Origin of the sequence: Okeania sp. SIO3I5, from assembly GCF_010672085.1 — a bacterium.
In the GTDB taxonomy this organism is placed as follows: domain Bacteria; phylum Cyanobacteriota; class Cyanobacteriia; order Cyanobacteriales; family Microcoleaceae; genus Trichodesmium.
Genome location: NZ_JAAHHT010000070.1, coordinates 1 through 12,552 on the forward strand (window position 1 = coordinate 1; position 12,552 = coordinate 12,552).

A 12,552-nucleotide genomic window follows, 5' to 3' on the forward strand; every position below is an offset into this window, starting at 1 on the left:
TTATTCATTCAATGCGCTATGCTTAACCGCATGATACAGAATGGTAAACCCGAAAGTTATCAAGTAGACATTTAGCCTCCCCTCTTGTGGGAGTAATTTGCGATCGCCACTTTCATGCAACAAAGCCATTATGAATTATGAATTATGAAGAGCTTTGTTGCACGTGGAATTGTTTATACAATGTGCCATGCTTAACCGTATGATTCAAATAGGTAAACCCAAGAGCTACAAAGTTGAAATCTAGTTCACTCTACTCAGGGAAGTTGTCGCGTTTCAGCTGTCGCCGACATCGAAAGCGGAGCATTCCGTCAGGAAAAGACAGAGCAAGTGCGGCAGCTATATCGCTACTTTCATGCAACAAAGCCGAGTTGTCCCACAAATTGAGGACAAAATCAAAGCTGCCATTAGTTTCTTGCGAACCGCAATAAAACAACCAGGAGACTTTATAAGTACAGGAGACTTTATAAGTAGATGGAGCAAATGTTTGATATTGATGAAAAATTAATCTATGATCATCAGCATGATTTGCAGGTAAAAACAGCCCTTTTTCATCAATAGACCAACCAGAATTACTGAATAACTCTTCATCTTCAGGCAATTGATAATTATTAGTCGAAGAACAACGACCAAAATAACTATCATCCTTGTCAGGAGTAAATTCTATTTCCTCTAATAATATTTTCGGCTTTTGTGAAGATGCGAGAATTCCTCTCGCATCAATATCAATATAATTAAACTTCATAATATAGCAATAATTCTTTTAACCGCCTCTGGATGCAGCACACCAAACCGATCAACAAAATCGAATTTAGACTTCAGGAACAACTCAACATCAAGCATAGAGAATTGCTTAACTTTTTCGTAAATCGGAGGCATTCTCAACCTACTACACTTAATCTTCTCATGCCAGAGAATTGTTATAGGCACAAGCTTAATCCTCTCATCTAAACCGACAAAAAAATCAAGATACTCAAGATATTTATCCACAAGCATACTAATCTCATCATCAGATAAATTTTGATACTTTGCTTTATTAAAAAAACCCCTTTCTTTTTGAGAAAATTCCAGGAAATTATACTCAGACAAAGCAGCTATTTCCTAAACCTTTTCGCATCCCATAAAAGGATGACAACAACTGAAATAAATCCTCTCAAAATCCCCCAATATTACTTGCTCAAACTTCCTCTTTAATTCTACATCCCAAATCGGCCACCCATTGCAACCCCAACTCATTATAGTAGAAGTTTCTATCAACTTTTCATGCCTGGCGTGACAATCTCCAATAAAAGATAACTTCATATCAAAACCCTAGAATATTAAAGACTTGATTAACTCGATCATAATTAAAAACAGCACTGCGATATTCCCCAATATCCAGTCTTACTCTGAAAAAATAATACTTAGTCAACAAACTTGGACGTAAAATAATTTTGTCGTCAAACTCCTGCTGACTAGCTAAATTCTTAAATTTACAGGACTTACGCAAATACACTATATATAGCGTATGTCAAAGAAAGCGATATAGCTGCCGCTAGGCTCCGCCAACGCTACAATTTTTTTAAGCTATCGCCTCAAGATTTTTGCCATTCATTCAACAGTAAAAAAAAATACCTAGAAAATCATGCGGAGCTCTGAATTTTATTGTGGGCTTTTCCAGCTCTTGTATCAGATAATCTGAGAGTAATTCATGCTTAACTTGGGTTTATAGTTTTTCCTATTTTTACTGCAAAGCATGCATCAAAAAATTCCAGACTAATATAGCACAGGCTATATGATTTTTCTGAATTTTTCTGAGACGACATTGACAGAATTCGTGTGCCTTTAATTGTTTGATTCTGGCGTGAAATTCTTCAATTTTCCACCTGGTTTGAGATTCAAACTCTACTGCATCTACTGAATCTTGACATCAATCATTAGTTGCAATACCCAACTGTCCTATTGGTAGAAATAGTTGCCCTTGTGGAGCTTGACTGTCTTGAGTGCGTCTTAAATTCTGAGGAGACCTCAGAATTACGCACTCGCTTTTTTATCTCGCAGGAATTCCTTTAATTTTAATTATTTTACCTGATATTTTTTCTGACTCATCCCAACTTAACTCTCCTAGATTTTTATACTTTTCACTTGCGACCAGTATCATCTACGTGCGCGATTTATTTTTAAGGGACAGTAATAAATTTTTGACCTATTATCTATCAATCCCATTAACCTTTGTGTTGCATACATGCCTATCCATTAACACAGTCTTAAATGGTAACTTTTTCTTATTTACCACAGATAAAATCATTTCTTCTACATGATCTCCGCATGGTTTTTTTATCAGTATCTGGATCATAGATTCGATAATCTATAAGCCAAAATTGTTCGATTTTTGGGTTAAAATATATACAATTTACTATTCCTATGCCACGTTGGCGCAGCCTTCCGTAAGCAAACTACTTGATGCTCATTACCACGCTCTCTGTCGCCGAACCAAGTCAATTTTATTACTATGCTTCTTGTTAAGAACTGTATCATCAAAAATTAAATAACCCTCTGTATTAGTGACTATTTCTTTTTTAACATTTTTCCATAAATCCTGGTCATCAAAGTTTTCGATTTTTAAATAACGATTTATCTTGTCATGGCTAACATTTTCTAGGTGGTTTGAATTGAGCAAGTGATAGTATAATTTGTATGAGAGTTGAGTAGATACTGACAATAATCAATATAGTTAAAATTCATATTGTTAGCTCAAATTAACAATAATATTATTCTACAATAATCAGGGTATTTTCGCAAAAATTATTTACAATTAACCATATATTTATAGAACTCAAATTAATTATACGAAAGTATCTTTGTAAAAGCTTATAATAATTTTGTTGTTGAGGCGTTGGCGGAGCCTAGCGGCAGCTATATCGCTTACTATTGGCTGTGTCGCGACGGTAAAAACTTGCCAGTAGTGGAATTAGGCAAATAAATATTTAGAGTAAGAGCGATCGCTTTCTGGTTTTGAGCGATCGCTTTCTTATTTTCATCATCAGCATTTAACTACCGCCAGTGTTCTAGGTGGCCTTCTCCCCTTAGAACACTGGCAAATATTTTTGGGATTTTTTTTTTGACTTCATTAATAGTGGGCCTATTTAAGCAGGTCCGCTATTGGCATTAGGAAATTGTTTTTCTGTTTCTCAGGAACAAGGAGAATGATAGGTTTTACGGGTGCGTGACGGCTATAACCATTGCCCATGATGGATTTTATAGGTATGTAGGGTTTTTAAATTTATAAAAATAGAAATAAATCAAAGAGGAGAAAAAAATATTTAAGAAAAATATATATTAAAGATGTAGGTGCGACTCGTTGGTCACTAAACTAGGAAACTAGGTATAAATGGCCGTTCCAAGTCAATACATGAGGACAACCTCGACTTGTGAATAACTCTTATGTCCTTAGTGGTGAAATTCCACTCGCCTTGTTGTTGGGTTGACAGCATAGGCCACGGAGTAGAGACTGAACATCAATCTCCGAAGCTGGTCTAAATGGGGTCAAAGCTTTAACTACCAAATAAGTGAGACTTCTAGCAAAGGCTGACAAGTGGACGAACAGGAAGGTAATAAAACTCTCGTAATTAATAGCCACTTCAAAGGTAGCTATGGAGTGTAGGACGAAGGTCAGGGGGTCAATGGATAGCTTTTTCTATATGAGGTTATCAACAACCATACTGAACCCTCCGGGAGATTTTACCCCACTAAATCAGCCGTAATAAAGGTATAAGGGAACGAGGAAACCTCTCTAAGGCACCTAAGCATATAGGTCGATAACTTAGGAAGCCATTCAAGGTCAATCTACACAAAAGTTGTAGGTCTTAGAGAGAGTAGGATTGGGTAAAAAGCTATCAAGCTGACGTACCCACTGTTAGACGTAATGTAAGGTAATCAATAGCGATGAATAAGGCTAAAACACTAAAAAGAAGATTGGGTAATCCAAAGCCCTTTTTAAGCGTGGCATGGGATACAGACGATATACCGAATCAAGTTAGTATCAATCCTAATCTCAAATGGAAGGATATTAATTGGAAGAGGGTTGAGAAGAATGTATTTAAGTTGCCGGCATTTAATTTACAAAGCATCCAGCCGTGGCAAAATCCGCAAGATGCGTAAATACTCTCATACTTCTGACCAAAAGTTATTACGCCTTGTTGCTAGCTGTTAGGCGCGTGACCCAAGATAACCAAGGCAAGAAAACTGCTGGTGTGGACGGAATTAAAAACCTTCCCCCTATGCACAGACTCAACCTGGTTGATTTATTAAACACGCGATATCTCAAAGCAAGCCCGACCCGTAGAGTCTGGATACCAAAACCAGGAAGGGATGAAAAGAGACCTCTTGGAATCCCTACAATGTAGGACCGTGCATTGCAAGCTCTGGTGAAGTTGGGTATGGAGCCAGAGTGGGAGGCAAGATTTGAACCTAATAGCTATGGTTTTAGGCCAGGACGGTCAACACATGATGCCATTAGTGCCATCTTTGGAAGCATTAATCAAAAGCCCAAATATGTATTAGATGCTGACATATCCAAATGTTTTGACCGAATTAACCATGATGCACTGTTGAGAAAAATAGGTCAATCCCCCTATCGACGATTAGTCAAACAATGGCTAAAGTCCGGGGTTCTCGACAATAAACAATTCTCAAACACTGTGGAAGGTACGCCACAGTCCGGGGTGATATCACCTCTACTAGCAAACATCGCCCTACACGGTATGGAAGAAAGACTAAAAGAGTTTGCCGGAACCATAGACCTTAAAAATACAAAAGGCCAGCAGAGAAGTTGGCAAACGAAGTGTCAAAGTCTTTCCCTAATACGCTATGCTGACGACTTCGTTATCCTACACGAAGATATCAAAGTAGTGTTACAAGCTAAAACCGTAATAAAGGAATGGTTAAGCCAGATAGGATTAGAACTAAAACCAGAAAAAACCAAAATTGCCCACACCTTGGAGGAATATGAAGGAAATCAACCCGGATTTGACTTCTTAGGATTCACAATCAGGCAATGGAGGGTTAAGTCAACCAAACAAGGATTTAAAACACTGATTAAACCATCCTCCAAGAGTATTAAAACTCATTATCGAAAATTGGCGGATATATTCGACTCTAATAAAACCGTCTCGACAAAGGCTCTAATAGCTAAATTAAACCCGGTAATCAGAGGATGGGCTAATTACTTTTCCACCGTAGTCAGTAAAAAGATATTCAGCAAAATGGATATGCTTCTATGGAAAAGACTAGGTCGATGGGTGAGTAGAAGGCATCCAAACAAGTCAGCAGCCTGGGTAAAGAAAAAGTATTTCCCCGATGTTAAAGATACCAGGAATTGGTTACTTAACGACGGCGAATATATACTAAACTTACACGCAGATGTTCCTATTATACGGCATATCAAAGTGAAAGGTAATAAATCCCCATTAGACGGCGATTGGACTTATTGGAGCAATAGAATCGGAAAATATCCAGGCGTAAGGAAGGAAGTCACAACGCTGTTAAAACGGCAAAAGAATAAATGCGCATTTTGTGGGCTAACCTTTAGTCCATCTGACCTTATGGAAGTAGACCATATAAAACCAAGGTCTAAAGGTGGTGACAACACTTATCAGAATAAACAACTGTTGCACCGACATTGCCACGACCGTAAAACTGCCTTTCAATAATGAATAATGAACAATTAATAATGAACAATTAATTTGTTTTTAATTATTAATTATTAATTATTAATTATTAATTAAGGCAAGGATGTACCCATGTGATTTGGGACGTTTAAGAGAGGAGCCGTGATGAGGTGAAAGTCTCACGTCCGGTTCTGAAGACGAGTCGGTTTGGTAACAAACTGGCTTAGTTTAACAGTCACCCGTCATATCCGTCAAATCCATCATAGAGAAAGGTTTAAGCCTTTGCAGACCCTTGAAACCCATAATTCTCGTTGCCACGAATCATGGCCATAATATTTCTTTCCCTACATGGCAAAAACATGACAAAAAACATGACAAGATTAAAAATAGACAGCTCCGAGAAAAACAGGATCAGGCCAATCAACCCTAAACCTTTACAAATAGTGGGGGTGGTGGGACTTGAACCCACACGACTGTTAAGGTCAACGGATTTTAAGTCCGTAGCGTCTACCATTCCGCCACACCCCCATATATTGAGATGATTCGATAAGTATTAAAAACTCATTATTTTATTTAATCACAATGTTCTAAGTTTTGGCAAGTATTTTTTAGAGAAATTGAAATAAAAAAATTATTAAGGATTTTGGCCAAGGAAATTAATTTTTTTGTGAAGCACCAGAATTTAGTAATTTGGGCCAAATGTTTAATATGGAATCTGGTTATGTAGTATATGTTGATAATTCTATAATTTACTCTAATTCTCAAATCTGTCCATCTCTTTTCGATTTGCTCCAAGAGATTGCTGGTCAACAAAATATAAATATTAAGGCTTAAGCTGATGGGATGAATTTATATTTATGGCTAATAGCAAAAGTCCTCAGTTTTTGAGAAGTGAAGTAGCTGTATTTTAGTCAATATTTTAAGAGGATTGTTTTGTGGGTAAAATTTTTGCCTAGCACTAAATATTTAGGTTAGGAAATTGATAAACGCTGTTGCTAGGCAACATGAAATACTCTGGATGTTTGTTGGAAAAACTCTCTTAGAGACTACTTTCTCTGAAATAGGCTGAGGGGAAATCTCTAAAAATTTCTTGGCAGGACAAAATATGGAATAATCTGCAGGTTAGCTGGAAAAACAGTCGTTCAGATAATAGTATGTTAAACAGAATACGATTAACTACTGTAATTTCTCAATCTTGTTTATGAACTTGGACCTAGACACGAATCTATTAATCTTAATTATTTATGCATCTCTGGCCGGAGCCTATTTTCTAGTAATGCCAGCTATAGTTTATGCCTATCTCAAGACCCGTTGGTATGTTGCTAGTTCTATTGAACGGGTTTTCATGTACTTCTTGATGTTCTTGTTCTTCCCTGGTATGTTGGTTTTATCCCCATTTTTAAATTTTCGCCCTAAACGGCGACAGATTGAAGGTTAATGCGACGAATTGATGCTATTGGAATAAGTCTCGGTATTTTTGCTGCTGGTGGTCTCCTCTACTTTGTTTTACAAATAGTAGGAATAAATAGTACCAACGCTGGTATTTGGACACAAGCAATTTTGGTCGGTGGCTTATTTGTTTGGCTACTGACCTATTTATTCAGGGTTACTAATAGTGATATGACCTATAATCAACAGTTGAAAGATTATGAAGAGGCAGTGCTGCAAAAGCGTCTGGAAGAAATGAGTCCAGAAGAGTTGGCTCAATTACAGGCTGAGGTTGAACGAGAAAAGGCAGATACAGCGCTACGCGCAAGGCAGAAGTCAAAAGGCAAAAGTCAAGAATAATCTATGGCTGACGCAAGAAAATTTAGAAATGTCCTAAGCTTTGCTTCGATTGCTATATCTAAATACTGCCAGAAACCGGGTTGGTTTTAAATACCCCACTGTATAACATCTACTTCCCACAAACCCGGTTTCTTATAATACTCCGAAGCTAGCGGATTTGATATGACTTGGTTATCTATCCAATTTATTAAAAAAATTAAAAATGATTTCAGTTTCTCATTGTTTTGAATCTCTACGCAATTCAGAAAATGGTCCCCAGTGTGCTTTGATTCCCTTCATTACGGCAGGTGACCCAGATTTGGAAACTACGGCGAAGGCTTTGGAAATATTGGATAAAAATGGGGCCGATCTGATTGAGTTGGGGGTGCCTTATTCCGATCCTTTGGCTGATGGCCCGGTAATTCAGGCTGCTGCGACTCGTTCTTTGAACCGAGGAACTACTTTAGAGTCGGTGTTGGAGGTAGTGCAGACGGTTAGTCCGAAGTTGCGATCGCCAATAATTCTATTTACTTATTACAATCCGATTTTATATCGAGGGGTGGAGAGTTTTCTGAAAAAAATTTATGATGTGGGTGCTAGGGGTTTGGTTGTGCCAGACTTGCCGTTGGAGGAGGCGGATGTTGTATTGAAACCAGCAAGAGATATTGGGATCGAGTTGACTTTATTAGTAGCTCCTACTAGTCCAAAAGAGAGAATAGAGGCGATCGCTCGTCAGTCTGAAGGGTTTATTTATCTGGTGAGTGTGACTGGGGTGACGGGAATGCGTACTCAAGTACAGACGCGGGTACAAGATTTGTTGGCACAAATGCGGGGGGTGACTGATAAACCTATTGGTGTGGGTTTTGGTATTTCTCAACCGGAACACGCTTTGCAAGTCAAAAAGTGGGGAAGTGATGCGGTTATTGTTGGTAGTGCGGTAGTGAAGCGGTTAGCTGAGGGAACACCCGATGAAGGGTTGGAAGCGATCGGGGAGTTTTGTCGGAGTTTGAAGGCGGTTATTAGTTGAATTTGAAGGGGTTTGGTCTCCAAACCCCTACAGAAAACCAATTTCTATACCAATTCACTTTGAGGACGTCACAAATAGTTTCAAACTTTAAATTTCAAATAATTACCTGAAACTGTTGTGAGTGTCAAAGTTTTTAGCCGATCAAATCTCGCATTCTGAATTTAGAATTCAGAATTCAGTGAAACGGTATAGAATTAGTGTTTTTTCCAAGCTGATTGATAATATACTTGGGAACCTGTATCTGAGACAAAGTGACAAGTCAGATAAGAGTTGATAAAACTCTTCCAGATTGGTTCGGTTGACTTGCGATAATATTTACCCAAGATAGGTTTGATTGCCTCTGTAGCTGTTTTCAAGTGATAGTGAGGCATATTTAAAAAGATATGATGCGCAACATGAGTACCAATGTCGTGATGAATGGAATTGATAAAACCGTAGTCGCGATCTATGCTAGATAATGCTCCTTTGAGAAAATACCAGTCATCTCCACGATACCAAGGAATGTCTGCTTCTGTGTGGTGCAGGAAAGTGACTAAATCTAGCCAGATTACAAATATCACATAAGGAACCAGGTAATATTTTACTAGAAAAACCCAACCAAATTGATAAGTCAGCCAACCAAGAAAACCTACCATTAACATCCAGAGTGCTGAACTGGTTAAAACGTCCCATTTTTCATTAGGACGGAATAATGGACTGTTGGGGAGAAAGTGAGAACCTTCACGATTAGGCGATCGCCTAAATAAATAGAGAGGATAAGCTAATAATGGTAGATAAAAGCGAAATAGTTTTTCATACCAAGGCATGATATTGTACTTACTCTCGGTAACTGGATACCAACTTTCATCAGTGTCAATATTTCCGGTATTGGCGTGGTGAGTTCTGTGGCTGATGCGCCAACCGTGGTATGGTACAAGAATGGGAGTATGAGACAAATGCCCTATTAAATTATTCACCCATTTATATTTGGAGAAGGAACCGTGACCGCAATCATGTCCCACTACAAATAATGCCCAAAACATAGTTCCTTGCATTAACCAGAAAATGGGGAAAAAGAACCATGAATCTAGATTGTAGGCAATAGCATATAAACCTGCAATAATGCCAATGTCTAGAAAGAAGTAGCTGAGAGACCTCCAGAGGGAAGGTTGAAAGCATTGGGGAGGAATAGCTGCCCTCACCTGTTGGAGAGTAAATGGTAACTCTATTTTTGATGGAGTTAAGTTTGTGTCAGTTGCTTGATTGAGAACTGTGTTTAATTCCACTAAATTTTCAATTTTATCTATTTTTACCGATATTTCATCTTTGATTAGTATTACACCAATTCGGAACACTACTTCTACCAGACTAGCAAGTAGTTAGTGGGAGATGAAACAGTATATAACTTAGCATAATTAGGGAGTAGTTAAGCAGAAGAATTTTCTTGAATTAGGCCAAGAAGAGTTTATCAAAAAAATTGGGTCGCGCCACCCCGCCTTGATCGGCGAAATGTTTTTGGAGCATTGCTCTAATCGCCGTTACAAAAAGAACTAGGCGCGAATGGCCATTCGCCCCTACTGACTTCGTTAAAAGTTGGATTTTGGCTTTTGTCCCAATAGCGATAACCCAAGCTCTGGAGAAAAGCTGGCCCTTCAGAAAAACACCTTGATTATCTATGGATGGTGTTTCTACTATAGCGCTACGCGAAGCGTGAATAGGGAATAGGGAATAGGGAATAGGGAATAGTGAACTGTCAAAGGATTTGAGGATTTATAAATGTCCTAACCTTAATGCGTAGCACTATAAAATACGAGAGGCGATCGCTTCTTGTTCTGCTACTGACAATTTCTCAATTTCCCAAATTACACAGGGAAGTAACTCTGTCATGTTCCCAAAATTTATCTATAGCTTTAAGCATTTCCGTGCCGGAATGCTCTGCAAACAGCTATCATATCAACAGGACTTACGCAGAACCGCTATATCTAGCAAGGGCGAATGCCATTCGCCCCTACATATGGTGTATAATTCCATATTTTGCGTAAGTCCTGATCAAATTCCTCTAGTTTGGATAATACAGCAGTTTTCATTTCGGTAGACCACAGTAGTAGCGTGTCTAGGTTAAAAATGTGGGTAACGAGCGAGTACCCGGAAGACCTTTCCCCCAACCCCTCTCCTGCAAGGAGACGGTAGAAATACTCCCCCTTCCCTGCTAGGGAAGGGGGTTGGGGGGTTAGGTTTTTACCCACAATTTTAGTCTAGATGCCCTAGCAGGGAAGTTCCATGGAACTTCCCTACTGAGTCTTAGTTGTGACGATGTGGTTCATTAATCTGAAAAGCGCTGTAAGATTCTATCATCAGTATTGGCAAAAACACCAAGTAGGGTTTAGGTTTGGAAACCAAACCCCTACAAGGCATGAATTGTACCGATACTAACGGAGCGGAAAATTTAGAATCTGATCTAATCCGATCTAGGAAGCTAAGTGATAACTGCTAAACCAATGGGTAGTTTAGATGAGTAATGAGGTAGCTACGAAACATCCGATCCTTGACTACATAATTACCATAAATATCTCTATCGATCAGCTTTCGTTGCAAAAGACTTTTCAATATTTCTTCAACCGAATAGTTTGGAAGAATCATCAGATTTTCTGTCTCAAAAGTAGCGGCTAGCTTTTCTAGTGATACAGAATTCTCGTTTTTTGCGAGTATCCTGATAACTTTTGCTTCATCAACACTGAGGTCAGAACACCACTTTTCAAAAATAGCATTTCCCACATCCCTGACGGTTGCTTGTAAAGCTTTTTCCCAAATGTCAATGTCTACAATTCTTGAAAGATGATTACTAAAAAGGTGATAACACAGTAGCTGCATCTCGAATGGATGTCCGCCAGAATATTTTAATATATTTTGCATGACTTCTTGACTAAATGAAACTCCTGTTCCTGCAAGAGACTCTCGGATGGTTTCTTTAACCTCTTTTTCGGTTAACGAAGTCAGTTCTACTCTAGACAAAAAGTATCTAGAGAGGGGATGATGTTTCTCTACAGATGTTACTTCTAACCAATTTGTGGAAGTTGATGCCAAACCAACTAGAATTTTAGTTTCCATGATTGACTCTGTGGATAGTGCTGATTTGAATGTCATCAAAATCTCTGAAACTGCTGCCAAGTTTTCTAGATCGTCAAGCAGGATCACAAATACATCGGTTTTATCTTCAATGTCTTCCCATAGTTTGCTAAGAGTATCTCGTAAAAAAGCTTTAGGTGATATTATCTGCTGGTTATTTTTGTTGCGCTCAATCTTTAATCCAGATCCGAGTATATTAATTTCAAGAGAATTAAAGAACTCAAGAACTTTCTTAAACCGCTCAACAGGGTAAGGTAGATCGTGCAAAATGCCTTCTACTATAATACGGGCAACATCCAGTAGATTTGAATCTGCTTGAATGGGTTCGATAGGAACAATACATGAAATATATCCACGACTTTGACAGATTTTTTTATATTCTCTGAGTAATGTTGATTTACCTATTCCCCAATCACCGAGAATCAGGAAATGTTCCCGATATTGACTATAAATTGCTCTATTGAGCTTATCTTCAAAAAATTGGAGTGCTTCTATTCTGCCACCAAAAACAGTGGGTTCCAAACCTGTCATTGGTGTAAAAGGGTTTCCCACTCGTCTGATTTTCTCGTTACGAGTATCTATAGCTCTTTGAACTGCTGACACTAAAGCTTCAACTGCTGTGGCAGATTTTTCTATAAAATCAAACACACCTTTAGTCAGAGTTTTCTTTGCTAATTCTACATTTGCATAAGCAGTTATTACAATAATACGGCGGAGTGGATCTAGGTCTAGGGACTCATCTATTAATTCTAATCCTCCCATTTCTTGCCCAGATGAACCGGGAATTTTTAAATCAACAATCAGCACTTCAAATGGTTGACTTTTTAATTTTTTCAGTGCTGCAATAACTGAATCACATTCCTCTACTTCTATAGTAGATTTATAGTTTAAATCCTGTGGTGTACTAAAATTTAAAGATTCCGATCTGATTCTACGTTTTAAAGATTTAACATAGCTTCTGAGATTATCTTTATTATCATCTACAATTAATATTCTCAATACCATAAT

Annotated in this window: 11 protein-coding genes, 1 tRNA gene and 1 pseudogene; 6 read left to right on the forward strand and 7 right to left on the reverse strand. The window is 38.2% G+C overall.

The genetic code is table 11. The annotated features are described in order from the left end of the window. Nucleotides 1-250: 250 nt before the first annotated feature. The 4 genes and pseudogenes from F6K40_RS17250 to F6K40_RS17265 form a co-directional block, all read right to left on the reverse strand. The gene (locus F6K40_RS17250) at nt 251-742 is read right to left on the reverse strand and encodes a hypothetical protein (RefSeq protein WP_293137953.1); all 492 of its coding nucleotides are present in this window, start codon (nt 740-742) and stop codon (nt 251-253) included. Next, complete coding sequence (locus F6K40_RS17255; RefSeq protein WP_293137955.1) at nt 739-1,086, reverse strand: hypothetical protein; 348 nt, start codon at nt 1,084-1,086, stop codon at nt 739-741. Before F6K40_RS17255 ends, F6K40_RS17250 begins: the two co-directional genes overlap by 4 nt. Before the next feature lie 12 nt (nt 1,087-1,098). Continuing rightward, on the reverse strand, nt 1,099-1,299 hold the full coding sequence (locus F6K40_RS17260) for a hypothetical protein (RefSeq protein ID WP_293137957.1): 201 nt from the start codon (nt 1,297-1,299) through the stop codon (nt 1,099-1,101). Between the two features lie 292 nt (nt 1,300-1,591). Next, nucleotides 1,592-2,721: pseudogene (locus F6K40_RS17265) on the reverse strand (IS701 family transposase). 1,200 nt (nt 2,722-3,921) lie between these two features. Here F6K40_RS17265 and F6K40_RS41605 point away from each other — a divergent pair. The 3 genes from F6K40_RS41605 to F6K40_RS17270 are packed head-to-tail and all read left to right on the forward strand — an operon-like array spanning nt 3,922 to nt 5,687. Further along, nucleotides 3,922-4,137 (forward strand): hypothetical protein, encoded by a 216-nt coding sequence (locus tag F6K40_RS41605; RefSeq protein ID WP_365671794.1) that lies wholly within the window; start codon nt 3,922-3,924, stop codon nt 4,135-4,137. 56 nt (nt 4,138-4,193) lie between these two features. Next, a complete protein-coding gene (locus F6K40_RS41610) occupies nt 4,194-4,382 on the forward strand; it encodes a hypothetical protein (protein WP_365671812.1) in 189 nt (62 codons plus the stop codon). Nucleotides 4,383-4,415: 33 nt separating this feature from the next. Next, the gene (locus tag F6K40_RS17270) at nt 4,416-5,687 is read left to right on the forward strand and encodes a reverse transcriptase domain-containing protein (protein WP_365671797.1); all 1,272 of its coding nucleotides are present in this window, start codon (nt 4,416-4,418) and stop codon (nt 5,685-5,687) included. A 402-nt stretch (nt 5,688-6,089) separates the two neighbouring features. Here F6K40_RS17270 and F6K40_RS17275 read toward each other — a convergent pair. Beyond that, nucleotides 6,090-6,173, reverse strand: a tRNA-Leu gene (locus F6K40_RS17275). Nucleotides 6,174-6,846: 673 nt separating this feature from the next. On the opposite strand from F6K40_RS17275, the gene ndhL reads away from it, so the two are divergent. From ndhL to trpA, 3 genes are all read left to right on the forward strand, one after another. Then, a complete protein-coding gene (gene ndhL, locus F6K40_RS17280; protein ID WP_293137959.1) occupies nt 6,847-7,083 on the forward strand; it encodes an NAD(P)H-quinone oxidoreductase subunit L in 237 nt (78 codons plus the stop codon). Further along, complete coding sequence (locus tag F6K40_RS17285) at nt 7,083-7,433, forward strand: DUF3007 family protein (RefSeq protein WP_293137961.1); 351 nt, start codon at nt 7,083-7,085, stop codon at nt 7,431-7,433. Before ndhL ends, F6K40_RS17285 begins: the two co-directional genes overlap by 1 nt. Nucleotides 7,434-7,635: 202 nt before the next feature. After that, complete coding sequence (trpA, locus tag F6K40_RS17290) at nt 7,636-8,439, forward strand: tryptophan synthase subunit alpha (protein ID WP_293137963.1); 804 nt, start codon at nt 7,636-7,638, stop codon at nt 8,437-8,439. A 194-nt stretch (nt 8,440-8,633) separates the two neighbouring features. Here trpA and F6K40_RS17295 read toward each other — a convergent pair whose 3' ends face one another. Beyond that, nucleotides 8,634-9,704: a DUF3474 domain-containing protein gene (locus F6K40_RS17295; protein ID WP_293137999.1), complete on the reverse strand. Its 1,071-nt coding sequence runs from the start codon at nt 9,702-9,704 to the stop codon at nt 8,634-8,636. A 1,204-nt stretch (nt 9,705-10,908) separates the two neighbouring features. Then, nucleotides 10,909-12,549 carry a response regulator gene (locus F6K40_RS17300; RefSeq protein ID WP_293137965.1) on the reverse strand — a complete coding sequence of 547 codons (1,641 nt, stop codon included), beginning with the start codon at nt 12,547-12,549 and terminating at the stop codon, nt 10,909-10,911. Nucleotides 12,550-12,552 lie beyond the last annotated feature (3 nt).

Coding starts and splice junctions, on each gene's coding strand:
- F6K40_RS17300 (WP_293137965.1), bottom strand. CDS start 12,549: ATGGTATTGAGAATATTAATTGTAGATGATAATAAAGATAATCTCAGA.
- F6K40_RS17250 (WP_293137953.1), bottom strand. CDS start 742: ATGAAGTTTAATTATATTGATATTGATGCGAGAGGAATTCTCGCATCT.
- F6K40_RS41605 (WP_365671794.1), top strand. CDS start 3,922: ATGAATAAGGCTAAAACACTAAAAAGAAGATTGGGTAATCCAAAGCCC.
- trpA (WP_293137963.1), top strand. CDS start 7,636: ATGATTTCAGTTTCTCATTGTTTTGAATCTCTACGCAATTCAGAAAAT.
- F6K40_RS17270 (WP_365671797.1), top strand. CDS start 4,416: ATGGAGCCAGAGTGGGAGGCAAGATTTGAACCTAATAGCTATGGTTTT.
- ndhL (WP_293137959.1), top strand. CDS start 6,847: ATGAACTTGGACCTAGACACGAATCTATTAATCTTAATTATTTATGCA.
- F6K40_RS17260 (WP_293137957.1), bottom strand. CDS start 1,299: ATGAAGTTATCTTTTATTGGAGATTGTCACGCCAGGCATGAAAAGTTG.
- F6K40_RS17285 (WP_293137961.1), top strand. CDS start 7,083: ATGCGACGAATTGATGCTATTGGAATAAGTCTCGGTATTTTTGCTGCT.